The organism is Gemmatimonadota bacterium (genome assembly GCA_016719105.1).
Taxonomy (GTDB): Bacteria; Gemmatimonadota; Gemmatimonadetes; order Gemmatimonadales; family Gemmatimonadaceae; genus SCN-70-22.
Genome location: JADKAQ010000019.1, coordinates 140204 through 164088, shown reverse-complemented (window position 1 = coordinate 164088; position 23885 = coordinate 140204). Strand labels below are relative to the sequence as shown.

Here is a 23885-nt window from a genome sequence, read left to right as displayed (position 1 = left end):
GATGCGACGTCCGGATCGCTCGGCACTCTAACTCCGCATCCCGGTGGGTGTAAGCGGGAGGCAGGATTAGCTTCATCACGGTATGTCCGCTCACGAGCAGGATTTCGATGTCATCGTCGTCGGGGCCGGCCACGCCGGAACCGAGGCCGCGGTCGCCGCCACCCGTGCCGGTGCCAGCGTCGCGCTCATTACGAGCGCGCTCGAGACGATTGGCCAGATGTCGTGCAACCCCGCCATCGGCGGCGTGGCGAAGGGGACGGTGGTTCGCGAAGTCGACGCACTCGGCGGGATCATGGCCCGGGCCACCGACCTCGCCATGCTCCAGTTCCGCATGCTCAATCGCGGAAAGGGGGCCGCCGTCTGGGCCCCACGCGCCCAGTGCGACCGAGGCCTGTATCGTCGGGCCGTTCGCTCCCTCATCGAGCAGCATCCGGGGCTGCAGACCATTCAGGGGACGGTCGCGCGCCTCCTGATGGACGATGCCGGGCGAACCGTCTACGGGGTCGAGACACTCGAAGGGCGCCGATTTGGCGCCCGCGCCATCGTCATCACGGCCGGGACCTTCCTGCGCGGCCGGATCCATATCGGGACGGAGACGAGGATCTCCGGCGGCCGCGCGGGCGAAGGGGCCGCCCTGCATCTGGCCGAGCAGCTCGAGCGGTCGGGACTCGAGGTCGGGCGATTCAAGACAGGGACCCCGCCGCGCATCGACGGCCGCAGCGTCAGCATCCATTCGCTCGAACGGCAGGGAAGTGAAGTCGAACTTTTCGACTACTCATGGTCTCACTTCTGGGAGACGCCTAGGCGCCACAACAGCGGCACAAGACACCCTGAGCAGCTCGATTGCTGGATTACGTACCTCGGCGATGCTGGCAAGAAGATCGTAGAAGAGAACATCGCGAAGTCGGCGATGTACGGCGGCGCTATCGCGTCGCGAGGCCCGCGCTATTGTCCGTCGGTCGAAGACAAGATCGTCCGATTCCCTGCCGCCGAGCGACACCAGGTCTTCTTGGAGCCCGAAGGGCACGACACCGCCGAGCTCTACGTCAACGGGATGTCGACCTCGCTCCCCGCCCCGGTCCAGCTCGAGGTCCTGCGCACGATTCCTGGGCTTGAGAACGTGCGCATGACCCGCGCAGGCTACGCGATCGAGTACGACTATTTCCCGCCGACGCAGCTCGATGCCTCGCTGCAGGTGCGCGCCGTCGCCGGACTCTATTTCGCCGGGCAGATCAACGGCACCACGGGCTACGAGGAGGCGGCTGGTCAAGGAGTCGTCGCCGGCCTCAACGCCGCCTTCGCGGCCACCGGCAGGGAACCGCTCTACCTCGGGCGCGAGACATCCTACATCGGCGTCCTCGTCGACGACCTCGTCCACCGGGGTGTGGACGAGCCGTACCGGCTCTTCACGTCGCGTTCCGAGTTCCGGCTCACGGTGCGACAGGACAACGCCCTCAGGCGCCTCGCGCCAATAGCCCTCGAGCGCGCCCTCTTCACAGAAGGAGAGGCGGCGATTGTCGCGCGGCGCCTCGACGACGAGGACCGCGCCATGCGCCTCGCCACCGCGACCAGCATTCGCCCGGAGCAGGCGAATCCGCACCTCGCCGGAACGGGGGGCAGCCCCATCGCGCACTCCCTCAAGGTCGTCGAGCTCGCGCGCCGGCAGGACGTGCAGCTCCGCGATCTCTTCGCGCTCACTGGAGTGGGCGGCGACATCGCCCTCGACGCCGTCGTCACGACGGAGTTGCAGATCAAGTACGCCGGCTACTTCGAGCGCGAGCGCGTGCAGGCCGACAAGATGCGCCGCATGGGGCACTTCGCCCTCGAACTCGACTTGCCTTACGAGTCCATGCAATCGGTCTCGTTCGAGGCACGGCAGAAGCTCGCCATGCAGCGCCCTCGTTCGCTTGCACAGGCCTCGCGCATCCCTGGCGTCTCCCCCAACGACCTGCAGAATCTCGTGCTCGAAGTGGAGCGCCACCGCCGCGTTGCGGGGAAGGCCGACAGCGCGTCCTGAGGGTGGCGCACCCATCGCGCCGCGTGACGTGAAGCCCGGGTCGCGGGCACCCATCTCCCTCATGCCTGCAGACCACTCGCCCTCCCCGTCGTCGCGCCCGCGCGGGCGCCCCCAACTGGCGATTGCCGCGATGCGACTCGCGGCGCTGGTCATGGCGATTCTCGGCTTCGTCCCGTTTGCCAACTGGATCGAGGGCGGGCATGCCTTCGAGAACTACGGCCACTTCATGGGTGAGTGGCTCAACGGCCTGCTCATCGTTGCCGGGTGTGCCGCCGTCCTGACCATTCTCTCGCGGCGCGCACCACTCTGGCGTCCCGGCTTCTTCGCCGGCGTCGTGCGCGTCGCCCACGCTCGGCCGGCACGCACCGGTGTCCTGCTCTTTGGCGTCGCACTCGGTGTCTACCTCTTCGCCGCGCTCTGGGTTCTCTCCGGGCGCCCGCTCCTCATCGACGAGATCGACACGTTTCTCAACGCGCGCATCTTCGCGCAGGGGAAGCTCTGGATCGATCCACCGCGTCATCCGGAGTTCTTCAGCGCGTTGCACGTGATCGACTTCGGCGGGAAGTACTTCACGCACTTCCCGCCGGGGGGGCCGCTGGTCCTCCTTCCGGGGATCCTCCTCGGCGTCCCCTGGCTCACCCACCCACTCCTCGGCGCCACCTCAGCCGTCGTCTTCTGGGGGCTCGCGCGTCGCATCGAAACGCGACCGGCCGTGTCGTTGGCCGCCACCCTGCTCTTTGCGTTCTCTCCCTTTGTCGTCTTCCTCTCCGGCTCGTACATGAATCACGTGCCGGTGATGACCTGCCTGCTCGTCGCGATGTATGCGCTCGTGCGGCAGACCGAGGACGAAGCGACCCACATCGGGTGGGCCGCACTCGCTGGCTTCATGCTTGGCCTCCCAGCCTCCATGCGCCCGATGGACGCGATCTCCTTCGCCGTCCCCGCCGGGATCTGGATGCTGTGGCGCACCGTCAAGCGGCCCTCGCGCCTCCCCGAGCTGCTCGCCGCCGGAGTCGCGATCGCCATCCCGCTGCTCGGAGTGCTCTGGTACAACCGGCAGCTGACCGGGCATCCCCTCACCTTCCCCTTCGAGCTGCTCTGGGGAAAGAGCCACGGACTCGGCTTTCACGAATCGCCTTGGGGAGCGCCTCACACCCCGGCGCGCGGACTTGAGCTCATCAACCTCTATTTCCTGCGCCTTCAGACCAACCTCTTCGAGCTCCCGGGACCGTCGCTCCTCGTCCCCATCGCTGCCCTGCTCGCCATCCCGCGGGTGCAGCGCTTCGATCGATACCTGCTGGCGACCGGCGCCGTCGTGATCACGCTCTACTTCGCCTACTGGGGCGACGGCATCTATCTCGGACCGCGCTACTTCGTTCTGCTCGTCCCGGCGCTGGTCCTGTGGAGCGCGCGCTTGCCGTCGGCACTGCGTGAGCGCTTTCCCTCGCGCGAACTGCTGCATCGTGGCGTCGGCTTCGCGACGCTCAGCGCCCTCGTCATCGCCGCGTTCATGAGCGTCCCGTACCGGGCGCTCCAGTACAAGAGCGGCTTCCTCCCGATGCGCGTCGACTTTGATGCGCTCGCGGAACGACAGGGGGTGCGTAACGCGATCGTCTTCGTCCGCGAAGCGTGGGGGGCCCAGATGATCGCCCGCATGTGGGCCCTCGGAGTCACGCGCAGCCAGACCGAGTCGATCTACCGCGCGGTCGATGCCTGCGTCCTCGACGGGGCACTACGTGAGCTCGAACGATCGAACGTGCGCGACCAGGACGCCTACCGTCAGTTGCAAGCCATGGCCGGCGATTCTGCCCGCTTGCAGACCGGCATTCTCTCTCCCGACAAGTGGCTGCGTGGCCTCCCGGGAAGCACATACTCGGACGACTGCGCCAAGCGCCTTGTCGAGGATCGCGCCGGCTTCACGCTGGCCACGTCGACGCTCGCGTATCCGTCCAGGAGCAACGTCTTCGCGCGCGACCTCCACGCGCGTGACACGCTGCTCATCAAGCAGTACCCGGGGCGCCCGCTCTACCTGCTGCGTCCCGCGTCCAGCGAGATCGGCGCCGAGTTCGTGCTCGAGCGCCTGCGGCCGGACTCGTTGGCCAACGACTGGCAGTCCGCGACACCACTTGGCGGCGTCCCCTCGGGCCTGGGCTCCGGACGGGACTAGCCGTGCGCGTGCTTCGGCGCGGGTCGCTGGATTGCACCTGACGGAATCCCGGCCGTCCACACGACACGTCGCACCAAACGACGGCAGGCGAGACGCACCCACCCATCCATCCCTCGTACGGAAGACCTCGGCGCGACTTCGGACCGTTGCTTACAGATCATTGTACCATAGGGTGACGCCAGACCGATCGAACCGTACGGTTGCGTCGACCCATTTAGTATCACATAGGCACTAATTATGACTCTTCTCCGCCGTTTCCGCGTTCTGGCCGCCGTGCCCACCCTCTCTGCTATCGCATTGGCAATGACTCCGTTGAGCAGCACCGCACAGTCGTCACCACAGGCTCCTCCCCAGATCATCGCGTCTGGCGTTGGCGAGGCGACCATCATTCCCGATCGAGGGATGATCTACCTCTCGGTCGAGACGCGTGCGCCCACGGCTGCCGGCGCGGGGGCCGAGAACGCGCGCATTCAAACGGCCGTGATTGCGGCGCTCCGGGCAAAGGGGGTCCTGGCTGAGCACATGACGACGTCGGGCTACTCGGTAGGCCCTGACGAGCGTTACGACAACGGCCAGCGACAGGTGGTGGGATACATCGCCCGCAACTCCGTTGTCGTGGACGTGCAGAAGATCGGTCAGGTCGGGACGTACATCGATGTCGCACTGGGCGCCGGCGCGAACGCCGTTGGGGGGCTCCGCTACTATTCGACGAAGTACGAAGCCATTCGGCGCACGGCGCTGGAAAGTGCGGTGTCGCGAGCCAAGGCAGATGCGGAAGTGATGGCCCGTGCCGCGGGAGGGTCACTCGGCACGCCAATCGAGATCTCGGCGAATGATGCTGGAGGCCCCCGTCCGATGTTCGATTCGAACGTGCGAATGGCGGCCATGGCGGTAGCCGAAGGGGCGGAGACGCCGGTTGCGGTGGGAGAGCAGAAGGTGACGGTAAGTGTGACCACGCGCTGGACCTTCGTACCGGCGCGCTAGGCGCTGTCCGAGCGTCGGGAGAGGCGTCCCGATTCGAGTGGCCAAAGAGGGGCCGATCGCCGAATTCGGCGAACTTCTGGCCTGAAGGAGGGAAGGGCCCGCGCGAGGTGCGCGGGCCCTTCGTGCCTGAGGGTATCTGCGCTCCTCACATACCTGCGCCCGTTTTCGGCGTGTGGACAGATCCCGTAAGTCTCGCTTTCACAGTACGGTGCTCTGTGGGTATCTCCCGCGCGCGTTTCACGTGAAACGTGCCCACGTTCAGTCTGAGCGGTGCGCCGTCGGATCTGCCTTCCGCCTAGCCCGCCTGTTGAGCCCCGAGGTGGCGGATGTTTCACGTGAAACCGCTGGCACCATCCCGCGGTCGAGGCGATATTCCGCCCCCTCGCACTCCCACCACGCCAATCCCCGGCATCGCACTCGTGGCAAGAATCATCGCCGTCGCAAACCAGAAGGGAGGCGTCGGCAAGACTACCACCGCTGTGAACCTGGCAGCAGCGCTCGCCGCAGCCGAACAGCGAACACTGCTCATCGACGCGGATCCGCAGGGGAACGCGACCAGCGGACTCGGCGTCGACAGAGGCGAGATCAAGCGCACCACGTACGATGCACTGCTGGCCCTCGCTCCCACACGCGACGCCATCATTCGCTCAGTCCAGTTCCGCTCCCTCGATCTCATGCCTGCCACCGCGGATCTCGCGGCAGCTGAAATCGAACTCGTGGATGTCGAGCATCGCGAGCACGCCATGCGACGTGCGCTGGACCAAGTCCGCGACGACTACGACTTCGTCCTCATCGATTGTCCCCCGTCGCTGGGGCTGATCACGGTCAACATGCTGGCGACCGCGAACGGGGTCCTCATTCCACTCCAGTGCGAGTACTTCGCGCTCGAGGGGTTGAGCCAACTCCTCAACACCATCCAACTCGTACAGCGCGCCCTCAACGAGCTCCTTGTCGTCGACGGCGTCCTGCTCACGATGTATGACGCCCGCCTGAACCTCTCGCGCCAGGTTGCCGGCGACGCCCGAGCGTACTTTGGCCCGAAGGTCTTCGACGCCGTCATCCCTAGAAACGTTCGCCTCGCCGAAGCCCCGAGCTTCGGTAAGCCAATCATCGTCTACGATGTCGGATCCGTCGGCGCAGTCGCCTATCTCAGTGCTGCAAAAGAGGTTATACAGCGACTGGGAACGCATGTTTCCGCTGGCGCCGATGATAAGCCTCGCCAGGCTTAGCGAGATTTCCCCTTCTCGATACTCCAGACGTCTTTCCACATGGCCCTCGACGGCAACATGACCGAAAAACCGCGTCGCCTTGGACGAGGGCTCGAAGCCCTGATCGCCGCCGCGGGCGCCCCGCAGGTCCCGGTCGCCGCCTCCGAGACTGCCCCTGCAGCGCCCACGCCCTATCGCACCATCCCGATCGCCGACATTCGCCCCAACCCGTTCCAGCCCCGCCGCGAGTTCAAGCCCGAGGAACTCACCGACCTCGAAAACTCCATCCGCGCCAGCGGATTGCTCCAGCCGGTCACCGTGCGCGAACGCGCCGAGGGGGGCTTTGAACTCGTCGCCGGCGAGCGGCGCTTTCGCGCCGCCACCCGCCTGGGCTGGGGCGAGATCCCGGCCATCGTGAAGACACTCGACGACCGCGAGATGCTCACGCTCGCCCTCATCGAGAATCTCCAGCGCGCCGACCTCAACCCGCTCGACGAGGCCCTCGGCTTCCAGCGCCTCATCGAGGAGTTCGCCCTCACGCAGCAGCAAGTCGCCGAGGCCGTCGGCAAGGATCGCTCGACCGTCGCCAACCTGCTGCGCGTGTTGCAGCTGCCGGAGGGCATCAAGCGCCTCCTGCGCGAAGGGGTGATCTCGTTAGGCCATGCCCGCGCGCTGCTCGCCATGCCCAACGAGCGCCTCATGCTCGAGACGGCCCGGCAGGTGGTGGAGCGCGGACTCTCCGTGCGCGAAGCCGAGCGCATTGCCCAAGAGGCACGCCCGGCCGATGCAGCGCGCCCCAAGACCGGGCGCCCCGCCGCCGACCGCCCGCGCGACGCGCAGTCGGCCGAGTTGCGTCGCCTCACCGAACTCCTGCGACGGCACCTCCAAACCGACGTGCGCATCACCGTCGAAGGCGAGTCGAAGGGCGACATCTCCGTTCGCTTCTACTCGGCCGACGACCTCCATCGCCTGCTCGAGACGATCCTCGGGCGCTCGCTCGACGACGCCTAACGACTGCCGCGGCGCTCGCCCCCCCCCCGCTGGCCGTCCCTCCCTCACTCCCGCGACCCCACGCCCGCACCACCTCCCATGGCCATCTTCAACAAGACCGCCGGCGATCGCCCGGCCACCCGACTTGACTCCGGCAGCGCCGAATCCTCGATGTCCGTGATCGGCAGCGGCATGCGCGTCGTCGGCGACATCGAGAGCAGCGGCGTCATCAAGGTCGAAGGCGTCGTCGAAGGGTCGGTACGCGGCGCACGGCAGCTCCTGCTCGGCAAGGGCGGCACGATCCACGGCGACATCCACGCCATGGATGCCATCCTCGGCGGCACGGTCGTCGGGAACGTCGTCGCGAGCGAACGCGTGGAAGTTCAGGGAACATCCAGCGTGGAAGGCGACATCCTTACCAAGAGCATGGTCGTGTACGAAGGCGGCACCATCAACGGCAACGTGCGCATGGGTGACCCGGCCGCGATCGCCCGCCACACCCCGGCCGCCGGACAACCCGCCATGGGACTGGTCGCCGAGGGGTAGCCCGACGGAGGGAAGGGGGTTGGCGCCCTCGGTAGCCCAACGTGGGTACGTCCGGGGAGCATCTGTTTCTCTACATCGGCACATCTCCCACGGACCGAACATCTTCCCGAGGTTTTCGCTGTGAGCGCGTCGCGATTTTCCACACGTCTCCACATCGTCGTCCACACGGCGATCACCCTCGCGCTCGCCGCATGCAGCGGATCGGGGGAGAAGGGTGGCGCCACCGCCGACTCCACGGCAGCGCCCACCATGCGCGTCGCCCTCCTGACCCCCGGGCCGATCTCCGATCAGTCCTGGAACGGGAGCGCCTACGCCGGACTGATGCGCATCCGCGATTCGCTCGGCGCCGCTGTCAGCCACATTCAGACCAAGACGCCAGCCGAGTTCGAGGAGAACTTCAGGCTCTACGGCGCCCAGGGCTACACCATCGTCTTTGGCCACGGCTTCGAGTTCCAGGACGCGGCAGGGCGTGTGGCCCCGGAGTTCCCCAAGACCATCTTCGTGACGACGTCGGGGAACACCAGCGGCCCAAACCTGGCTGGCATTCGGTTCGCCTTTGAGGAGCCTTCCTATATGGCCGGGATGATCGCCGGCGCGATGACGAAGACGAACGTCATCGGCGCCATCGGCGGCACCGAGCTCCCACCGGTGAAGGACTCCTTCAAGGCCTTCGCCGACGGCGCCAAAGCCGTGAACCCGAATGTGCAGGTCCTCGTCTCGTACATCGGCTCATGGGAAGACGCGAGCGCAGGAAAGGAGCAGGCGCTCGCGCAGATCGCACGCAAGGCGGATGTCCTGTTCCAGAACGCCGATGCGGCGGGGCTCGGCGTCTTTCAGGCGGCGCGTGAATCGGGAAAGACGTACGTGTTCGGGTCCAACTCCAACCAGAACGCCGTCGCCCCTGAGGTCGTCGTGGGGAGCGTGGTGGTCGACGTTCCGCATGCCTTCCTTTCCGTCGCGCGCGACATTGCGGCCGGCACCTTCGTGCCGCGCGTTGTACCGATGGGGTCGAATGCCGATGCCGTGCGTCTCGAGCTCAACGAGGCCCTGAAGTCGGCGATCCCGCCTGCGGTGCTCGTCGCCGTCGACTCGGTCAAGGCCGGGATCGCCGCGGGGAGGATCAAGATCGAACCGGGGCGCCCTTTCCCGCCCACCCCCTAACGATGACTTCCGCCGCCGACATCGCCGTCTGGCTCGACGAACTGCTGGAGTCGCGCGCCTTTCCCGACTACCCAGGGGCGCTCAACGGACTGCAGCTGGATCATCGCGGTCCCGTGCGACGGGTCGCGGCCGCGGTTGACTTCTCCGGACGCACGATCGACGCGGTGCTCGCCGCCGACGCCAACTTCCTCATCCTGCACCATGGGATGTTCTGGGGCGGTGCGCAGCGCATCACCGGTCAGGTATACGAGCGGCTGCACCGACTCATCCAGCACGACGTGGCGGTGTACGCCTCGCACCTCCCGCTCGACGCACATCCGCTCCTCGGCAACAATGCCCGCCTCGCCGCCGCGCTCGGGCTCGAGCCGACCGAGCGTTTTGGCGCCTACGAGGGGGTCCCGATCGGTGTCGCGGGTGAGACGTCGCTCACGACCGCCGAGCTGCTCGCGCGCGCCGACGCGTTCGCCACGAAGTTCGGCGGGCGCGCCCGTGCCTCGTGGATGGACGAGCGACGCCAGACGCAGCGCTGGGCGATCATCACGGGGGCGGGGGCGGGCTCGAAGGAGATCCGCGACGCGCAGGCGCGCGGCATCGACACGCTCATCGTCGGCGAGGGACCGCACCACACCACCGTCGATGCGGCCGACGCCGGCGTGGTGATCATCTACGCCGGTCACTACGCCACCGAGACGCTTGGCGTCTGCGCGCTCGCCGACGTGGTCGGCGAGCAGTTCGACCTGCCGACCACCTTCCTGTTCCTGCCGACCGGGTCGTGACCCTGGCCCTCGAGATCGACCAGCTCCACAAGTCGTTCGGCGCGATCGAGGCACTCGCCGGCGCATCGCTGCAGGTGCGCGAGGGAACGGTGCACGCCTTGCTCGGGGAAAACGGGGCAGGGAAGACGACGCTCATGCGCATCGCCTACGGCATGCAGCGCCCCGATGCAGGGTCGCTGCGCGTCTTTGGAGCGCCGGCGCACTTTCGCTCCAGCGCCGATGCGATCGCGCGCGGCGTGGGGATGGTCCACCAGCACTTCACGCTCGTCCCGGCGATGACCGTCGCCGAGAACGTGGCGTTAGGCATGCGCGGCCGGTACGACGCGGCCACGGCGGCCGATCGCGTGCGCCGCCTCGGCGAGCGCACCGGGCTCGTGCTCGACCCGTCCGCCCGTGTCGAGACGCTCCCGGTGGGCGCGCAACAGCGGCTCGAGATCGTCAAGGCGCTCGCCCGCGATGCGCGGCTGCTCATCCTCGACGAACCCACCGCCGTGCTCGCCCCCGAGGAAGCCGATGAGCTCATGCGCTGGGTACGCCGCTTTCGCGACGAAGGGCGAGCCGTAGTCCTCATCACGCACAAACTGCGCGAAGCGCTCGCGGTGGCCGACGACGTGACCGTCCTGCGACGGGGGCGCACCGTGCGCTCCGGTGCCGCGCGCACGCTCGATGAACCAACGCTCGTCGCGGCCCTCCTTGGGGAGGACGCCGGCGCCGGCGCCACCGCCGCGGCAACACGTGCGGCGGCTCCGCGCCAGGGAGTGGCCGAGCACACGGCCCCGCAGGACTTCGGCGCGGAGACGGTCATCGCATCGCTGCGCACCGTCAGCGTCGCCGATTCGCGCGGAGGCGTCGCGTTGCGCGACGCCTCGCTCGACGTCCACTCGGGAGAGATCGTCGGCATTGCCGCGGTGGAAGGGTCGGGACAGCACGAACTCCTGCGACTCCTTGCCGGGCGGCTCGCTCCCACGAGCGGCCACCTGACGCTCCCGGCGAACATCGCCTTCATTCCCGAGGATCGTCACCGCGATGCGATGGTCCTCGACATGTCGCTCGTCGAAAACGTCGCGCTGCGAGGGCTTGGCGCGCGGCGGGGGCGCATGCCGTGGTCCGCTCTGCGCGCCGCCACCGCCAAGGTGATCGAGCGCTTCGACGTACGGGGGCCAGGCGCCGGCGCCGCCGGGCGCGCACTCTCGGGCGGTAACCAGCAGAAGCTGGTGCTCGGGCGCGAGCTGGCCGATCGCCCGGCGATGGTCGTGGCCGAGAACCCGACGCGTGGCCTCGATATCCGCGCCACGGCCGCCGTGCTCGAACAGCTACGCGCGGCGGCCGACGACGGAAGCGGCGTCGTACTCTACTCGAGCGACCTGGATGAGGTTCTCGGGCTCGCCGATCGCATGTTCGTCGTGCACGCAGGGCAACTGCTCGCTGTGGTGCCGCCGACACGAGAGACCGTGGGCCGCGCGATGCTCGGCGCCGAGTAGTCGTGGCGCCGGTCAGCGCGGCTCCTGGCGCCCCCTCCGCGTCTCCTCCGCCGGCGCTGCCGCCCGCGCGCGCACGAGTCGCGACGCAGCTCTCCATCCTCTTGCTCGCCGTCGTCCTGGGGATGTCGCCGTGGTTCAGCGCCACCGTGGTCGCGCAGGCGATGGCGGCCGAGTGGGGCGTGGGTGCTTCGGGAGGGAGCGCCATCTGGCTCACGCTCGGGGTCCAGCTGGGCTTCGTCATCGGCTCCACAGTCAGCGCCGCGCTGCTCTTGAGCGATCGCTGGCGGCCGGCGCGACTGGCGATGTGGAGTGCCTTTCTCGCCGCGGCGGCCACGGCCGCGCTGGTCCTCCCCGGCATCGGAGGCGCTGGCGCTGTCGGGCTCCGAATTGCCGTCGGCGTCGCGCTGGCCGGCGTGTACCCACCGGGAATCAAGCTTGCCGCCGGCTGGACCACGACACGGCGCGGGACCGCGATTGGCGCGCTGGTTGGTGGAACGACGTTGGGGTCGGCCGTTCCGCACCTGCTCGCGCTCACCGTCTCCACCACCGCGTGGCGTTCGCTCGTCCTGCTCGCCGCTGCGTGCGCCGCGATCGGAGGAGTCCTGTTTGGCACGCTCGTTCGAGAGGGCCCGTTTCAGGGACGTTCGGCGCGCTTCGACCCCCGGGCGCTCGGGCAGGTGCTGCGAAATCGCGGGGCACGCCTGGCCTCGCTCGGCTATCTCGGCCACATGTGGGAGCTGTACGCCATGTGGAGCACGATCGGCCTGTTCTGGCGAGCGGCCGTGGAGCGGTACCTCGCCCCCGGATGGCTCGCGCCCACCATGGCCTTTGCGTCGATCGGGGCAGGGGCAATCGGCTCAGTGGTGGCCGGGCGCATCGCCGATTCGGCAGGACGCAGCAACGTCACGATCGTCGCGATGGCGATCAGCGGTGCCTGCGCCATCGCGATCGGCCCGGCCCTTGGTGCCCCGATCATCGTGCTCATCGTCATCTCTCTGGTGTGGGGCGCCTCGGTCGTCGCCGATTCGGCGCAGTTCTCGGCGGCCGTCACCGAGTTTTCGCCCGGGGACTACGTCGGGACGGCGGTGACCGTGCAGACCGCGTCGGGCTTCCTGCTCACGATGGTCACGATCCGGATGGTCCCGACGTGGGTCGCCTGGTGGGGATGGGAATGGGCGTATCTCCCGCTGGCGATCGGGCCGATACTGGGCATTGGGGCCATGTGGCGCCTGCGTCCGCTGGAGCGTCACGGGCGAGTGCGACACGGCTGACCTCGTTCATGTTCTGGTGACAGCGGGACACCCTGCCGCGCTGTCGCGTTGGCTCGTCCGCGTGTCATTCGAGTAATATCCACGCGTATGCCTGTCCCGACTCCGCAGACGCTGCCGAAGGTCGCGCCGCCCGCCAAGGCTGCGCGGCGCGTCAAGCCGTGGATGATCCTCGTCGGGATCAGCATCGGGTGGAAGGTGGTGGTGCTCACGCTGGGGGCGGCGGTCCCGCGCTGGGTCATCGGCGACGGACTCGACCTCGTCCCGTTCGCCTCGCGCGCCTACGCGCAGCAGGCCAAGATCACCGCATTGTCGCTGTGGGATCACCCGCTGGAGCGACTGGGGATCGTGCAGGCGCTCCGGGTGATGCGCGTGGACAGCGCGACCGCCCCTGCGCCAGGCGCCGCCAGCATCGGCGCGCGCGGCACCGTCTCCAAAGCCGCCAGCTGCAAAGGCCGCACGGCGACCGTGCGGGCCTACACCTACTTTGCCATTCCCTACTCCGAGGCGCGCACCGTGTGCGACACGGGAGTGGTCGAGTACCGCGTGTTCAAGCGACGCTCGTAGCATGAGCGCTCCGGCGCCCGGGCGCCTGCCGGCGTTCGCCGGTTCCCTCTCGGTCGCGGTCCTCCTCGCCCTCGGCATCGTCGCCCTGCTGGCGGCGGTGCTTGCCGCGAGCGGCTTCGACGTCTCCTCCGCGTTGACCGCCCTCGTCCGCGGCGCGGCCGGGAGTTCGTACGCCGTCTTCTCGGCCACGCTGGTGCGAGCAACGCCGTTGATCCTCACGGGACTGGCGGTGGCGTTGGCCTTCCAGGGGGGGATCCTCAACATCGGCGCCGAGGGACAACTGCTGGCGGGGGCGGCGGTCGCGTCGGCGGTGGCGCTGGGATGGGGAGATTCGTTAGGCGCCGGCGCCCTGGTCCTCGCCCTGGTCGCCGCGGCGGCGGCGGGTGCGGGCTGGGCTGCCGTCCCGGCCTGGCTCAAGCGCCGCTTCGGCGTGCTGGAGGTCATCAGCACGATCATGATGAACTTCGTGGCGCTGTACGGCGTGGGCTACCTCGTGCGTGGCCCGCTGCAGGAGCCGACGCGCATCTATCCGCAGTCGTCGTCGCTCCCGGCCGCCACGCACCTCCCGATGCTCATCCCGGGGACGCGCCTGCATGTCGGCTTCGCCGTAGCCGTGATCGCGGCGCTCATCGCCTGGCACGCGGTGCGCAACACCTCGGCCGGCTTCCGGCTGCGTGTCGTTGGGGCCAACCCGCACGCGGCCGCCAGCGCCGGAGGGGTCGATGTGGCCGCCGTCAGCCTCCGGGCCTTCCTCGTGAGCGGGGCCCTCGCCGGCCTCGCCGGCGGGGTGGAAGTGGCGGGGGTGACCTACGCACTGTACGAGAATATCTCGCCGGGCTACGGCTATACGGCGATCGCAGTAGCCCTGCTCGCCGGACTGCATCCCGGGCTGGTGCTGCTGAGCGGAGTACTGCTGGGCGCCCTGGAGGCCGGGGCAGCCGCCATGCAGCGTGACGCCGGAGTCCCGCTCGTCCTCGTGAGTGTGGTCGAAGCGATGATCATCCTCGCGATCGTCGGCGCGCGAGCGGTCCTCGCGCGGCGCGTGCGCGGCGCCGTGGAGGTGGGGACATGACCGATGCCCTGACCACCTTCCTCGAGGCGACGGTGCGTACCGCCACCCCGCTCGCCCTCGCGGCACTGGGCGAGGCGGTCTCGGAGCGTGCCGGCGTGATCAACGTGGGGCTCGAAGGGGTGATCATCGCGGGGTGCTTCGGGGCCGTGGTCGGGGCTAGCACCGGAAGCGTCACCGCCGGGCTGCTTGCCGGAGTCGCGGCCGGCATGCTGGCGGCACTCATCTTTGCGCTCTTCGTCGTCTGGCTGCGCACCGACCAGATCATTACCGGGACCGCGCTCACGTTAGGCGCGTTGGGGCTCACGGGGACACTGTACCGCGCCGTCTTCGGCACCGCGGGCGCCGCGCTCAGCATCCCGACCATGCGCCCACTCGCCATCCCGGGGTTCAGCGCCATCCCCTTCGTGGGACCGGCGCTCTTCCGGCAGCCGGTCGTCACGTACCTCCTGTACGCGCTCATCGCCCTCGTCTGGTGGGTCCTCTATCGCACGCACCTCGGCCTCGCCGTGCGCGCCGTCGGCGAACACCCGGAAGCCGCCGAGGCCGCGGGCATCCGGCCCGCCCACCTGCAGGCGGGGGCCGTGCTGGTGGCGGGTGCGTTAGGCGGGATGGCGGGGGCGTCGCTCGTGCTGGCGCAGGTGGGAACCTTCGCCGAGGGGATGTCGGCTGGTCGCGGCTTCATTGCGATCGCGATCGTCGCGCTCGGGCGCTGGCGACCAGTGGGGGTGGCGCTGGCCGCGCTCCTCTTTGGTGCCGCGACCGCGTTGCAGTACCTCTTCCAGTCGTCCGGCAGCCAGCTCCCGTACCAGCTCTTCCTCGCCCTCCCGTATGCCCTCACCCTGGTGGTGCTCGCCGCCGGGACCGCCCGCGTCCGCGCGCCGGCGGCATTGGGACGCCGCGACCTCGGGATGCCCTGACGCTGATGCTGGTCGCGCTCGTCCTGTTCGCCGCGATCGCGCTCGGCGCGCTCGTCTGGCACGTAATCGCCTTCGCCCCGGGTGACCTGCGGCTGACCTTGCACGACGTCGCCATCCCGGACCTCCCGCCGGCGTTCGAGGGCTATCGCCTCGCCATCCTCACCGACTTTCATCACGGCCCGCAACAACCCCTCGAGCGAGCGGAGCGCGCCGTGGCCTTTGCCAACTCGCAGGCGCCGGACCTCGTGGTCCTGCTGGGCGACTATGGGACATCCGAGGGGATGATGCCCGGGCTGTCGCGACGGTACTACCAGCGCACCTACGCCGAACTCGGCCCGGCCCTACAGAAGTTGCGCGCCCGTGACGGCGTGGTCGCCGTGATCGGCAACCACGATCACTACGCCAGCGCCGACGAGACGGCCAGTTGGCTGGGAGCGTTAGGCGTGCGCGTCCTGCGCGGCGAGCGCCTCGAGCTCGCCGTCGATGGCCAGGTGCTCCATGTCGTCGGCATCCCGGACCTGTGGGAAGGCGAGGTGAGCACCGCATCGGTCGCGGCGCTCGTCGACCACCAGACGCCAACCATCATCCTCTCGCACCACCCCGACGCCGTGCAGCACTGCGCCCACCCGGGCGTGCACCTCGTACTCTCCGGGCACACGCACGGCGGTCAGGTGGTCCTGCCGTGGATCGGGGCACTCGTGACCCGCTCGGAGGTCTGCACACGCCAGCACCCCGCCGGGTGGGTCCCCAATCCCCATGCCCGACTATTCGTGTCGCGCGGCATCGGCACGCAGATCCCGCTGCGGTTTGGCGCCCCACCAGAGGTCGTGGTGCTTACACTGCGCGCGGCGCGCGACTAGTTCGCGAAGCGGCGCAAGCACACAAGCACTCGCGCGGGTCGCCCGTGCGCCGTGCGCGCGTGGAGCATGGTGTCAGCAGCCCACGTACGGACTGGTCCAGCGCAGGCGCCAGCGGCGCGCGCCGGCACGCTCCAGCAACGCGTACACCACGCCGTCACCCACGTAGCGCGCAAGCAGGACCTCGACGTCGCGGGTCGGGGCGAATCGCGCGATGGCGAGCAGCTCGCTCGATTCGATCAACTCCTCGCCCCCGGCTGCACGCTCGGTGTAGGCGATGTCGAAGCGTCCGCGGCTCGTGCTGTCACGCTCGGCGATGACCAGGAGATGCTCCTGTTTGGGGTTCGCCTCCTGATTCAGCGTCCGCATCACCTCCGCCACCAACCCGGTCACCCCCGGGGCGATCTCGAATCGGTACGCCCGCCGCACCTGATAGGGGAGCCCGCGCAGCTCGGCCACCGTGTCGCCCGGTACCGCCGAGGCAATGCGCGCGACCTCCATCGCCAAGCGCGATGAGTCAGACGAGGAGAGGGCCGTGATCGAATCGTAGGCGATCGGGGAGAGCTTCCCCCGCTCGAAGCCCACCACCCACGAGCGCGAGGCGGTGTCGGCACTTACATCCGACAGCTGCACGAGCGGCCACCCTGAGCATTCCTCCGGCGCGTCCAGCGGCACGACGCCGCTCACCGTGGCACCGCTGACCACGCGACCGTTGGCCAGCAGGTCATACGCGGTCCCCTTGAGCGGCGAGGCATCGAGTTTCGACGCATCCACCTCCGCGTCGCTCGCCACGGCGGGAAAGACCACGCTCGCCGTGGTCGCATTGGGCCCGATGACCAGGAAGACAGGGCCTGCCGACGAATCCCACGGCGCCTCGATCGGCGTCGTGGGCGTGGTGACCCCTCGAGGTGGCGGGGGGGAGACCGCCGCCGTATCGTTGCTCGGCGCCGGCGCCGGCTTGTCGCACGCGACGCCCAGCAGCAACACCCCTCCGAGCACCAGTCCACGCGCGGATCGACGGCTCATGCCGAGTAATCTGTGCGCGGCGTCAGTTGCGTCAACCAAGACACCCACGCCGCGTCCGGTGTTCGGCCCCTCTCGAACCGCCCATGTCGCCTGACGACTCCGCCCGTGCCCCCGCGGCACCACGGTCCTTTCTCGCACGCATTGGACTTGACCGCTCCGACTTGCGAGCGTGGGCGATGTACGACTGGGCGGTGTCGTCGTTCCAGACGACCATACAGGTCGCCGTCTTCCAGATCTACTTCGTGAGCGTGGCCGCGGCCACGCTCCCTGGCAGCCGCGCCACGCAGGCTTGGGCCAACGCCAACACGATTGCGTCCATCCTCGTCGCCATCGCCTCCCCCGTCCTCGGCGCGATCTCCGACGTTGCCGCCGCCAAGAAGCGGATGCTGGCGATCTTCATGCTCATCGGCGTCGTGGCGGTGGGCGGGATGTACTTCATCGAGCGCGGCGACTACGTCCTCGCCTCCTGGCTCTACATCATCGCCACCGTGGGGGCCACGGCGAGCGTCGTCTTCTACGAGGCGCTCCTCCCGCACCTGTGCCGCCCTGAGGAGATGGATCGCGTGTCGAGCGCCGGCTACGCGTTAGGCTACGTCGGCGGCGGCGTCCTGCTCGCGCTCAACCTCGCGTGGATCCTCGCGCCGCAGGCATTCGGCCTCCCGCACGGCGACGCCGCCACCCCCGAGCAGAAGACGCTCCCGGCGCGCCTGGCCTTTGTCTCGGTCGCCGTCTGGTGGCTCCTCTTCTCCATTCCGATCCTCCGTCGCGTCGCGGAGCCGGCGCGCACCGTGGAGCCTGACGAGTCCACCACCGGGATCAACCTGTTCGTCACCCCGTTCCGCCGCATGGGCGAGACGGTGCGCGAGCTGCGCACCTTCAAGCACGCCTTCCTGATGCTCCTGGCCTTCCTCATCTACAACGACGGAATCCAGACCATCATCCGCATGGCGACGGCGTACGGCACGGAGCTCAAGATCCCCTCGAGTGCCCTCACCGTGGCGATCCTCATCGTGCAGTTCGTCGGCATACCGTTCGCGTTCCTCTTCGGGATGCTCGCCGATCGCATTGGGGCCAAGCGCTCGGTCTTCCTCGGCCTGCTCGCCTACACCGCGATCAGCGTGATCGGCTTCTACATGAAGACGGCGCGCGACTTCTACGTCCTCGCCTTCCTCGTCGGCATGGTGCAGGGCGGCACCCAGGCGCTCTCACGTTCCCTTTTCGCCTCCCTCATCCCGGCGCACAAGTCGGGCGAGTTCTTCGGGTTCTACTCCGTCTTCGAGAAGTTTGCCTCGATCTTCGGCCCGCTCCTCTTCTCGATCACCATCGCCACCACTGGCAGCAGCCGCAACGCGATCCTCGGCGTCATCATCTTCTTCGCCGTGGGCGCGGCGATCCTCGCCCGCGTGAACGTCGAGGAGGGACGACAGATGGCGCGTGACGCCGAGCGAGACCTCGTGCGCATCAACGGCGGCCACTGAGCTCCGCGAGCGGCCGCATGCTTTACAAGATCCTGCGCGTCCTCGCGACCATCGCCGTGCGGTGGTACTACCGGCGCATCGAAGTCGAGGGGTTGGACCGCATCCCCGCCTCGGGGCCGGTGATCATCGCCGCCAACCACTGGAACGCGCTCGTCGATGCGCTCCTCATCGCCACCGCCACCTCCCGCCATGTGCGGCTGACGGCCAAGGCGACGCTGCTGGACAATCCCGTCACGCGCCTCCTCGTCTTCGCCGTCGGCGTCATTCCGCTGCGCCGCGTGAGCGATGAGCAACGGACGACCGACGGCCCCGTGAGCGAGTCGCGCAATGCGCAGTCGTTCTCCGCCATCCTCGACGCACTCGCCGCCGGTGAAGTCGTCCTGATCTTCCCCGAGGGCAAGAGCCACTCCGAACCCGAGCTCGCCCCGCTCAAGACCGGGTGCGCGCGCCTCGCCCTCATGGCGCATGCCGAGCGCGGGCTCGCACATGTCCCCATTGTGCCGGTCGGACTCACCTTCGAACGCAAGGGACGCCCACGGTCCCGCGTCGCCATTCAGGTCGGGCGGCCGGTCATCGCCGATGGCCTCGATGACGTCTCCCCCGAAAGCGTCCAAGCACTCACCACCCAGGTGGATGACGCCCTGCGCCGCGTCACCCTCAACTTCGCGTCGCACGACGACGCCGAGCAGGTGCTCGAGGTCTCGGCCCTGCTCAACCAGCTGCTCGACCGCGTGCGACCGCTCGAGGCCCCCGACGCGCCGCTCAGCGACGCCGTTCGCATCGCCCGCCGCCTCGAAGTGGCGCGCCAGGCACTGCCGTCAACACCGAACGAGACCGCGTCGCAAGCCGACGCCTTTCTCGCACGCCTCGACGCGTTTCGATCCCGCACCCGGACGGCCGCCATCCCGATCAACGACCTGTGGATGTCGGTCTCGGTCGCGGCCGGCGCCTGGTTTGCCCTTCGCGAATGCGTGATCGCGATCCTCGGCTTTCCCGTGGCGCTCTGGGGGCGCATCAACCACTGGATCCCGATCACCCTCGCCCGGTGGGTGGGGCGCGCGACCTCGACCAACCCGGACGAGCCCGCGATGCACACGCTGGTCAGCGGTCTCGTCTTCGTCCTCGCATTCTACCTGCTCGCCGCCCTGTTCATCGGCCATCACCACGGGGCGATCTGGGCCGTGGCATATCTGGCGTCGCTGCCGCCGTCGGCATCGTTCGACTTCTGGCTCTCCGATCGGATCCGTCGCGCGATCCGTCGGGCGCGAGCCTACCTGTCGATGCGCCGCGATCCCACCTTGCGCGCGTCGTTGCGCGCCGAGGCGAGCGACCTTCGGGCCGAGGCGCGCCGGCTGGACGCCGCCCTGCGCTGATCAGGCGTCCCCGTGTGGCGGCGCGTCGGTCGCGGCGGGGTCAGGGGTCGAGGAGGGCGTCCTGGGCGGGAGGAAGCGCCCCAGAAGGTCCCAGTGCCACGCCTCGCGACGCTCTGTGGTGCGAGGGTCCTTGAGCGGCTTGAACTGGAGTCGTGCTTCGGTGAGCCCGACGGCGCGCCCGTAGGCCAGCAGCCGTTCGCGGTCGGTCGACACCAGATGGGCCATGGCGCGCCCCTTCCAGACGTGGCGATGCAACCAGAGCCCACCGTCCATCGCGTGGATCATCCCATCGCGACGACGTTCGAACTCGATGTACAGGGTGTATTCGTCGAGCACCCCCTCGAGCGGCGAGTCGGATCGCGCGTCGAGGTCGGTGCGGTCGCGTTCATCGTGGGGCGCCGTCATGACGCCCAACGATAACGCGTCACCCTATTGGCAGTTAATGACCCCTTCGACGATGGCCGGCGCGTACGCGGGGACCCCGCCCATGAAGAGCGCGCATTCGATCGGGAACGCCTGCGGGTGCGTCACCTTGGCCGACCATCCGCCCCCGGTCACACTCCCGAAGGTGAAGCTCACCCCAGGCGAGGGGAGGAGGTTCAGCTGCACCAGATTCGAGGTGTACGTCCCGTTCTGGTAGAAGTACGCCTCCTCGGCCGTGGCCAGGTTGCGCAGGTCCGACTTGAGGGCCGCGAGGTTCGCCTTGCCCTTGGTGTTCTGGAACTTGGGGACGGCGATGGCCGCGAGCACCCCGATGATCACGACGACGATCAGGAGCTCGATGAGAGTGAAACCACTGCGTCGCTGGCGCATGTGCGCACCTTGGCTGGCGTGCTGTCGAACGGGAGCCCCGCGGCTGTGGGGGCTGGACTGCCTTGGGGAAAGGCAATGCCGGGGCCGTTCGGCGCCCACAAAACCAACGGGTTGTTGCGTATAGACTTAGCAACCCCATGTGACGTCACGCACAATTCCTGAACCGCGTCGATTCGCCTCAGATCGCGCAGGATGCAAGGCGGCCTGGTGAGCCGCGTCCCGACTATTTGGTGTCCAGCCAGTTGTCCCCGACGCCCAATTCCACCACCAGCGGGACGTCGAGCTGGGCGGCCGATTCCATCTTCGTGCGCACCAGCACACTGAGCGGCTCTACCTCGTGCTCCGGGCATTCGAAGACCAGTTCGTCATGCACCTGGAGGAGCATCCGCGCCTCGAGCGCTCCCGCATCGAGGGCGCGCTGGATCTCGATCATCGCGATCTTGATCAGGTCGGCGGCCGATCCCTGAATGGGCGCGTTGGTCGCCACACGCTCGCCGAACGCCCGAATGTTGAAGTTGCGCTCCTTGAGCTCGGGGATGTAGCGACGGCGGCGGAAGATGGTCTCGACGTAGCCGTTGGTCTTGGCCGTCTCCACCATCCGATCCAGGTACTCCCGCACTCCGCGAAAGCGCTCGAAGTAGGTCGTGATGAACTCCTTCGCCTCGGCGTTCGAGATCTTGAGCTGGCGTGAGAGGGCGTGCGCACCCTGCCCGTAGATGGTGGCAAAGTTGATGGTCTTGGCACGACCGCGCATTTCGGAGGTCACGTCGGCCAGCGGCACGCCGAAGATGATCGCCGCCGTTTCCCGGTGGATGTCTCCCCCCGACTGGAAGGCCTGCACGAACGCCGGATCGTGCGAGAGGTGGGCGAGCAACCGCAGCTCGATCTGCGAGTAGTCGGCGCCGACGAACTTCCACCCCTTCTGCGGGACGAAGCCGCGCCGGATGTCGCGCCCGAGTTCGCGCCGGATCGGGATGTTCTGCAGGTTGGGATCGCTCGATGACAACCGTCCCGTTGCAGCCACCGTCTGGTTGAACGAGGTGTGCAGGCGCCCGTCGCGCGGGTGGATGAGCGCCGGCAGCGTGTCGAGGTAGGTCGACTCGAGCTTGGCCAGCTCGCGATACTCCATCAGCAACGTCGGCAGCGTGTGCCCCTCATCGGCCAGCTCCTGCAGCACGCTGGCGTCGGTCGAGGGGCCGGTGGCGGTCTTCTTCTTGATCGGCAGCTGCAACTTCTCGAACAGGATCGCGCGCAGCTGGGGGTTGGAGTTGATGTTGAAGCGCTCCCCCGCCTCGACGAAGATCTCTTCCTCGACCCGTTCACGCTCCCGCGCGAATCGCGTCTTGAGCGAGTGGAACCACGCCACGTCGATCGACACGCCGGTCCATTCCATCTCGGCCAGCACGTCCACGAGCGGCATCTCGATGTCGTGAAAGAGTGCCGTCATCCCCGCCGCCTCCAGCAGCGGGGCAAAGTGCTCCTGCAGGCGCCACGTCATGTCGGCGTCCTCGCACGAGTAGTCGCGCGCTGCCTCGATGGGGACGACGTCGAACGGAAGCTCGGTCTTCCCCTTCCCGCACAGCGCCTCATACGAGGTCATCGTGTGGTCCAGGAACTCCGACGCCAGCAGGTCGAGCGAATGCGAGCGGCGCCCCGGGTCCAGGACGTAGCTCGCCAGCATCGTGTCGAACGTCAGCCCGCGGACCGCCACGCCAGCGGTGCGCAGCACCAGCACGTCGAACTTCGAGTTCTGGCCGATCTTCCCGATCGTCGGATCCTCGAGGAGCGCGCGAAAGTCGCGCAGCGCGTCGCTCAGCAGTGGCGGCAGGTTGCGCACGGGCGAGGCACCATGCGCCAGCGCACGCGCCGCGATGCTGTCGCCCGCTGGCCCCCGCGACGTCGACGCGGCCGTCTTGGCGTTTCCCGCTGCCGGCGCATCCCCCTCACCTCCGAAGATGAGCGATCCCTGCTCCGGCTCCCACATGCGATGGGTGAAGGGGAGATAGAATGCCTCGCCCGCACCCGTGGCAATCGAGATCGACACCAGGCGCGAGCGCAACGGATCGACCTTGGTCGGGCTCCCCGGATCGGCCACCGTTTCGGTGTCGAAGGCAAAGCGCCCGGCCGCACGCAACGTCGTCACCAGGGCGCCTAACGCCTCCTCGGTGTCGACGACCGTGTAGTGCACGCTGGCCGCGACCGGTGCGTGCTCGGCCAGCGATTCGCCTGCGACGACCGCGGGAGCCGGCGCGTCCTTGACGTCCTTCAGCAACGAGGTGAACTCCAGCTCGTTGTAGAGTTGCCGCAGTCGGGTCGCGTCGGGAGTGCGCCGCTCGAGTGAGGCCAGGTCGAGCGTGATCGGCACGCTCTCGCGGATCGTCACCAGGTCTTTCGAGAGACGCGCTTGCTCCACGTGCGCCAGCAGCGCCTCACGCGGGCGCTTCTTCGTGACCTCTGCTGCATGCGCGAGGATCGCCTCCAGGTCGCCATACGCGTCGACGAGTTCCTTCGCCGTCTTTTCCCCGATCCCCGGAACGCCGGGCACGTTGTCCGAGGTGTCGCCGACCAGTGCCAGGTAGTCAGTGACGAACTTCGGCGCGACGCCCAGTCGATCGCTGGCATTCTCCATTCCGACCCAGCTCTCATCCACCGATGCCGGTCCGCCGCGTCCCGGATTGAGGAGCCAGACCCCGGGCCGTACCAGCTGCTGGAAGTCCTTGTCCCCCGACACGATCACGACGTTGACGCCCTGGGCCACGCCCTGTGACGCCAAGGTGCCGATGACGTCGTCCGCCTCGAAGCCCTCCACCGCGAGCACCGGCACGCGGAAGGCTTCCAGCAGCTCCTTGATCCGCTCCACGCCGGTGTCGAAGTCGGCCTGAAGTTCATCGGTCAGCTTCTCGCGCGTCGCCTTGTACGCCGGGTAGACCTCGTGCCGGAACGACAACCCGGAATCGTGCACCCACCCCAGGTACTCGGGGCGATGTTTGGCCACGAGACGCTGGAGGAAGTTCACCACTCCCCATGCCGCCGAGGTGTTCTCTCCTCGGGCCGTGGTCAGGGGACGCGAGAGGAGGGCGAAGAACGCGCGATAGATGAGCGCATAGCCGTCGACCAGAAAGAGCGTCGGCGACGGTGGCGGGGTGACAGGGGGCACGCGAGGGCGGGGGCGAAGGTCCTGGAT

General features: G+C 68.3%; 20 protein-coding genes. 16 read left to right on the top strand and 4 right to left on the bottom strand.

Features of this window, described 5'->3' with window-relative positions:
• The first annotated feature begins 82 nt into the window (after positions 1–82).
• The 14 genes from mnmG to IPN47_18820 all read left to right on the top strand — a co-directional run bounded on the left by mnmG (position 83) and on the right by IPN47_18820 (position 16014).
• Positions 83–2017, top strand: a complete 1935-nt coding sequence (gene mnmG, locus IPN47_18885) for a tRNA uridine-5-carboxymethylaminomethyl(34) synthesis enzyme MnmG (GenBank protein MBK9410068.1) — start codon at positions 83–85, stop codon at positions 2015–2017.
• Positions 2018–2078: 61 nt separating this feature from the next.
• A complete protein-coding gene (locus IPN47_18880) occupies positions 2079–4184 on the top strand; it encodes a glycosyltransferase family 39 protein (protein MBK9410067.1) in 2106 nt (701 codons plus the stop codon).
• A 303-nt stretch (positions 4185–4487) separates the two neighbouring features.
• Positions 4488–5168: an SIMPL domain-containing protein gene (locus tag IPN47_18875; GenBank protein MBK9410066.1), complete on the top strand. Its 681-nt coding sequence runs from the start codon at positions 4488–4490 to the stop codon at positions 5166–5168.
• A 419-nt stretch (positions 5169–5587) separates the two neighbouring features.
• Complete coding sequence (locus tag IPN47_18870; protein MBK9410065.1) at positions 5588–6397, top strand: ParA family protein; 810 nt, start codon at positions 5588–5590, stop codon at positions 6395–6397.
• A gap of 57 nt (positions 6398–6454) precedes the next feature.
• Positions 6455–7387 carry a ParB/RepB/Spo0J family partition protein gene (locus IPN47_18865; GenBank protein ID MBK9410064.1) on the top strand — a complete coding sequence of 311 codons (933 nt, stop codon included), beginning with the start codon at positions 6455–6457 and terminating at the stop codon, positions 7385–7387.
• Positions 7388–7465: 78 nt separating this feature from the next.
• Entirely contained in the window at positions 7466–7912 is a 447-nt protein-coding gene (locus IPN47_18860; protein ID MBK9410063.1) for a polymer-forming cytoskeletal protein, read from the top strand.
• A gap of 249 nt (positions 7913–8161) precedes the next feature.
• Positions 8162–9073 (top strand): BMP family protein, encoded by a 912-nt coding sequence (locus IPN47_18855; GenBank protein MBK9410062.1) that lies wholly within the window; start codon positions 8162–8164, stop codon positions 9071–9073.
• Positions 9074–9075: 2 nt separating this feature from the next.
• Positions 9076–9849, top strand: a complete 774-nt coding sequence (locus IPN47_18850; protein MBK9410061.1) for a Nif3-like dinuclear metal center hexameric protein — start codon at positions 9076–9078, stop codon at positions 9847–9849.
• Positions 9846–11330: an ATP-binding cassette domain-containing protein gene (locus tag IPN47_18845; GenBank protein MBK9410060.1), complete on the top strand. Its 1485-nt coding sequence runs from the start codon at positions 9846–9848 to the stop codon at positions 11328–11330. Before IPN47_18850 ends, IPN47_18845 begins: the two co-directional genes overlap by 4 nt.
• 122 nt (positions 11331–11452) lie before the next feature.
• A complete protein-coding gene (locus IPN47_18840) occupies positions 11453–12601 on the top strand; it encodes an MFS transporter (GenBank protein ID MBK9410059.1) in 1149 nt (382 codons plus the stop codon).
• An 87-nt stretch (positions 12602–12688) separates the two neighbouring features.
• Positions 12689–13165, top strand: coding sequence for a hypothetical protein (locus tag IPN47_18835; protein ID MBK9410058.1), 477 nt, complete (start codon positions 12689–12691; stop codon positions 13163–13165).
• Position 13166: 1 nt separating this feature from the next.
• Positions 13167–14237: an ABC transporter permease gene (locus IPN47_18830; GenBank protein ID MBK9410057.1), complete on the top strand. Its 1071-nt coding sequence runs from the start codon at positions 13167–13169 to the stop codon at positions 14235–14237.
• Positions 14234–15154: an ABC transporter permease gene (locus IPN47_18825; protein MBK9410056.1), complete on the top strand. Its 921-nt coding sequence runs from the start codon at positions 14234–14236 to the stop codon at positions 15152–15154. The genes IPN47_18830 and IPN47_18825 overlap by 4 nt, the downstream gene beginning before the upstream one ends.
• Before the next feature lie 5 nt (positions 15155–15159).
• The gene (locus IPN47_18820; GenBank protein ID MBK9410055.1) at positions 15160–16014 is read left to right on the top strand and encodes a metallophosphoesterase family protein; all 855 of its coding nucleotides are present in this window, start codon (positions 15160–15162) and stop codon (positions 16012–16014) included.
• Between the two features lie 72 nt (positions 16015–16086).
• On the opposite strand, the gene IPN47_18815 is transcribed toward IPN47_18820, so the two are convergent.
• The gene (locus tag IPN47_18815; protein MBK9410054.1) at positions 16087–17037 is read right to left on the bottom strand and encodes a hypothetical protein; all 951 of its coding nucleotides are present in this window, start codon (positions 17035–17037) and stop codon (positions 16087–16089) included.
• 83 nt (positions 17038–17120) lie between these two features.
• Between IPN47_18815 and IPN47_18810 the strand changes: the two genes are divergently transcribed.
• Together IPN47_18810 and IPN47_18805 are read left to right on the top strand one after the other, a co-directional pair.
• The gene (locus tag IPN47_18810) at positions 17121–18515 is read left to right on the top strand and encodes an MFS transporter (GenBank protein ID MBK9410053.1); all 1395 of its coding nucleotides are present in this window, start codon (positions 17121–17123) and stop codon (positions 18513–18515) included.
• A gap of 17 nt (positions 18516–18532) precedes the next feature.
• Complete coding sequence (locus IPN47_18805; GenBank protein ID MBK9410052.1) at positions 18533–19888, top strand: 1-acyl-sn-glycerol-3-phosphate acyltransferase; 1356 nt, start codon at positions 18533–18535, stop codon at positions 19886–19888.
• Here the strand turns inward: IPN47_18805 and IPN47_18800 are convergent, their stop codons facing one another.
• The 3 genes from IPN47_18800 to polA form a co-directional block, all read right to left on the bottom strand.
• Entirely contained in the window at positions 19889–20293 is a 405-nt protein-coding gene (locus tag IPN47_18800; protein MBK9410051.1) for a hypothetical protein, read from the bottom strand.
• 24 nt (positions 20294–20317) lie between these two features.
• Positions 20318–20701, bottom strand: a complete 384-nt coding sequence (locus IPN47_18795) for a prepilin-type N-terminal cleavage/methylation domain-containing protein (GenBank protein MBK9410050.1) — start codon at positions 20699–20701, stop codon at positions 20318–20320.
• A 223-nt stretch (positions 20702–20924) separates the two neighbouring features.
• Positions 20925–23858 (bottom strand): DNA polymerase I, encoded by a 2934-nt coding sequence (polA, locus tag IPN47_18790; GenBank protein MBK9410049.1) that lies wholly within the window; start codon positions 23856–23858, stop codon positions 20925–20927.
• Positions 23859–23885: the final 27 nt, after the last annotated feature.

What these genes read in the sequence shown, in the direction of transcription:
- mnmG (MBK9410068.1), top strand. Translation starts at nt 83, where the DNA reads ATGTCCGCTCACGAGCAGGATTTCGATGTCATCGTCGTCGGGGCCGGC.
- IPN47_18880 (MBK9410067.1), top strand. Translation starts at nt 2,079, where the DNA reads ATGCCTGCAGACCACTCGCCCTCCCCGTCGTCGCGCCCGCGCGGGCGC.
- IPN47_18875 (MBK9410066.1), top strand. Translation starts at nt 4,488, where the DNA reads ATGACTCCGTTGAGCAGCACCGCACAGTCGTCACCACAGGCTCCTCCC.
- IPN47_18865 (MBK9410064.1), top strand. Translation starts at nt 6,455, where the DNA reads ATGACCGAAAAACCGCGTCGCCTTGGACGAGGGCTCGAAGCCCTGATC.
- IPN47_18860 (MBK9410063.1), top strand. Translation starts at nt 7,466, where the DNA reads ATGGCCATCTTCAACAAGACCGCCGGCGATCGCCCGGCCACCCGACTT.
- IPN47_18855 (MBK9410062.1), top strand. Translation starts at nt 8,162, where the DNA reads ATGCGCGTCGCCCTCCTGACCCCCGGGCCGATCTCCGATCAGTCCTGG.
- IPN47_18850 (MBK9410061.1), top strand. Translation starts at nt 9,076, where the DNA reads ATGACTTCCGCCGCCGACATCGCCGTCTGGCTCGACGAACTGCTGGAG.
- IPN47_18840 (MBK9410059.1), top strand. Translation starts at nt 11,453, where the DNA reads ATGTCGCCGTGGTTCAGCGCCACCGTGGTCGCGCAGGCGATGGCGGCC.
- IPN47_18835 (MBK9410058.1), top strand. Translation starts at nt 12,689, where the DNA reads ATGCCTGTCCCGACTCCGCAGACGCTGCCGAAGGTCGCGCCGCCCGCC.
- IPN47_18830 (MBK9410057.1), top strand. Translation starts at nt 13,167, where the DNA reads ATGAGCGCTCCGGCGCCCGGGCGCCTGCCGGCGTTCGCCGGTTCCCTC.
- IPN47_18825 (MBK9410056.1), top strand. Translation starts at nt 14,234, where the DNA reads ATGACCGATGCCCTGACCACCTTCCTCGAGGCGACGGTGCGTACCGCC.
- IPN47_18820 (MBK9410055.1), top strand. Translation starts at nt 15,160, where the DNA reads ATGCTGGTCGCGCTCGTCCTGTTCGCCGCGATCGCGCTCGGCGCGCTC.
- IPN47_18815 (MBK9410054.1), bottom strand. Translation starts at nt 17,037, where the DNA reads ATGAGCCGTCGATCCGCGCGTGGACTGGTGCTCGGAGGGGTGTTGCTG.
- IPN47_18810 (MBK9410053.1), top strand. Translation starts at nt 17,121, where the DNA reads ATGTCGCCTGACGACTCCGCCCGTGCCCCCGCGGCACCACGGTCCTTT.
- IPN47_18805 (MBK9410052.1), top strand. Translation starts at nt 18,533, where the DNA reads ATGCTTTACAAGATCCTGCGCGTCCTCGCGACCATCGCCGTGCGGTGG.
- IPN47_18800 (MBK9410051.1), bottom strand. Translation starts at nt 20,293, where the DNA reads ATGACGGCGCCCCACGATGAACGCGACCGCACCGACCTCGACGCGCGA.
- IPN47_18795 (MBK9410050.1), bottom strand. Translation starts at nt 20,701, where the DNA reads ATGCGCCAGCGACGCAGTGGTTTCACTCTCATCGAGCTCCTGATCGTC.